We start from the raw sequence: 2,617 nt of genomic DNA on the forward strand, positions 1-2,617 counted from the left end.
CGCCTCGATCGGCTCCTGCCGGATCGGCGAAAGCGGCTCCGGCGCAGCCCCGTCGGAGTTCCCAAACGGGCTCTTACGTCTTTCGGTGAGCCGGAGCCCGTCCGGCTCGCCGAGTGTCCGAATCGGTCAGCGCTCGCTGGTGGTCGCCGCCGCCCCTGCTCCCGCCGCGGGGGCCGGCTCCCTCGACGCGGCCTCGGGCGACGCGGGTTCGGTCGACGCCGTGGCCGACGCCGGAGCGGGCGCGGCCGCGGCGGGCTTCTCGTCCAGCTCGGGCGTGTCGACCGAGACCGGGCTCGGCGCCTCGGAGACGGCGGCGGCCGCAGCAGCCGGAGCGGCGGTGGCGGCACGGGCCGCGGCGGGCGTCGCCAGCGGCGCCTCCTCGACCGTCGGGCGCGGCGTGCGGACCGGCGCCGGCGTGTAGCTCTCGCCCGCCATCACCGTGTTGCGGAAGCCGAGCGGGTCGGCGATGCGAAACAGCTTGTCGGCGCCGATGCCGCCCGCCCCGGTGCCCTTCACGTCGACATTGCCGTAGCCGAGGATGCGGCCGGGGATCGACTGCACCACCTCGATGTTCTCCACCTTGCCGAGCGGCATCTCGTCGGTCGAGCGCGAGATGAAGCCGGCCTTGTAGATCACCCGCCGGTCGGTCACCGCGATCTCGGTGATCCAGCGCAGGTACCAGGCCCGCGCCAGCAGGATCACCCCGACGACGAGCAGCACCAGCGCCAGCAGGTTCCACACGCCGTAGAACGCATCGCCGCCGGCGACGTAGAGCACGAGGGCGAGGACCAGCAGCGCGCCGCCGGGCAAGAAGCCGATCCAGTGGCGGTTCGTCTGGAACCGGACGATCTCGCCCGGCTGAAGAACGGTCTCGACATAACCCATGGATGCACAGGCTCCCGGAATCGGCGTGCGGGTGTTCCGTGTTTCATACCGCGTTTCGCCGGCGCAGGGGAGCCCGCCCCCGCACCCGCAATGCTGCGCTGCCGCGCGGCTCACGGGCCGACGCGGCGGCGACGGATGGTCGCGGGGTCGAGTGGCCGACATCCGCGCCGCATGCTAGCCTGCCGGCATGATTTTGCGCGCACTCCTTTTGTCCGGACTGTCGGCCGTGCTGGTCATCGGCCCGGCTTTCGCCCAAACGTCGGCTCAACCCCCGGCCCGAGCTCCGGCAGCCAAGCCGGCCGCCCCCGCCCCGGCCGTCGCGAAGCCGGCGGCGCCGAAGGCCGCGCAAAAAAACCCGGCGCCGCCCGCCCCCGCCGTGCCGGCGGACGCTCCGGCGGGCGCCGACGCGGTGCAGGCGATGCTCGGCGCGCCGTGGGAGTTCTCCAACGCCGACCGCGACCGCCACTGCGTCGTCTCGTTCCACAAGGAGCGCGCCGGCCGCACCGGCGCCGGCATGAAGATCGAGCTCGCCAAGGACTGCGTCGGCCAGTTTCCGTTCCTCTCGGCGGTCGCCGGCTGGACGCTCGCCGACAACGACTTTCTCCGCTTCGTCGATGCCGGCGGAAAGCCCCTGCTCGAGTTCAGCGAGGTCGAGCAGGGCTTGTTCGAGGCGCCGAAGCCCGAGGAAGGCATCCTGTTTCTCCAGCCGGTCGCCACCCTCCAGCCGCCGCCCCCCACCACCGCCGAGATGGCCGGCCGCTGGGCGATGACCCGCGGCGACGCCACTCTGTGCAGCTTCGACCTCGCGACGAGCACCACGCCGGACGGCCTCGCGCTGACGGTCGCGCCCGGCTGCGACGCGGCGGTCGCCGCCTTCGCGCCGTCCGCCTGGATCATGGACCGCGGCGAGCTGGTGCTGGTCGGCAGCGACGACCGCACCTGGCGGTTCGAGGAGATCGACCCGAAGGTGTGGCAGCGGGTGCCGGAAAGCCGCAACCCGGTCCGCATGATGAAGCAATAGGGGACTTGTCCCGCTTCACCTTTGCCGGGCTCGAACGCTTCGTTTCACGCTACACCGACGATCGCGCCGGGCCGTCGAACCGCCCCCGCCGCTTTTTTTTTGCGCGCGATCTCTCCCCCGACGCCGGCGAGGGCATGCACACGTCGCCTCGCATGCAGATGTCCGTCATGCGCGGGCTCCGACCCGCGCATCCATCGACATCGAGATGCCTCGTCTCGTCCGGCGCGCTGGATCGCCGGATCGCGGCTTTTGCCCGCCCCCTCGGGCCGGCCCGCCGATCTCGGCGACCCATGTTTCTCGATACGACGACACGGAACCTTACTTGGCCGTGCTCCCTGCCGTCCTTAACGGACGGGCGCGCCGGCTCCGGGCGACAGCATTCTGCTCGCCTTTTCCGGAAGGGCTATACAAGCACTGTGGTACCTTATTGGGTTTTTATGGTATAAGCCGATTCGAGGCATCCGATCGGATGCGCACCGGGCCGGCGGGTCGCCCGCGAGGTCGGTCGGCGCGGGTTCGGTGCCGCACGCGACGCGACGGAGCTCGTATCATGACGATCATGCCGGCCGATTTGTCAGAACCGAGCGTTTCCGCATCGACCCGAGCCTATTGGGAGATGCTGGGTCGCTTCGTCGCCGCCTTCACCGAGACCGAGAAGAACCTCCGGGCCACCCTGTGGCGGCTCGCCGACATGCCGACCGCGACCGCGCA

The 2,617-nt window shown here is 71.0% G+C and carries 2 protein-coding genes; one reads left to right on the top strand and one right to left on the bottom strand.

Going from position 1 to position 2,617, the window contains the following annotated elements; genetic code table 11:
* Positions 1-126: 126 nt before the first annotated feature.
* Positions 127-885, bottom strand: a complete 759-nt coding sequence (locus tag A33M_RS22645; protein WP_008392242.1) for a PH domain-containing protein — start codon at positions 883-885, stop codon at positions 127-129.
* Between the two features lie 376 nt (positions 886-1,261).
* Between A33M_RS22645 and A33M_RS21855 the strand changes: the two genes are divergently transcribed.
* On the top strand, positions 1,262-1,906 hold the full coding sequence (locus A33M_RS21855; RefSeq protein ID WP_192814143.1) for an AprI/Inh family metalloprotease inhibitor: 645 nt from the start codon (positions 1,262-1,264) through the stop codon (positions 1,904-1,906).
* Positions 1,907-2,617 lie beyond the last annotated feature (711 nt).

It is taken from the genome of Rhodovulum sp. PH10, assembly GCF_000293785.1.
GTDB lineage: Bacteria > Pseudomonadota > Alphaproteobacteria > Rhizobiales > Xanthobacteraceae > Rhodoplanes.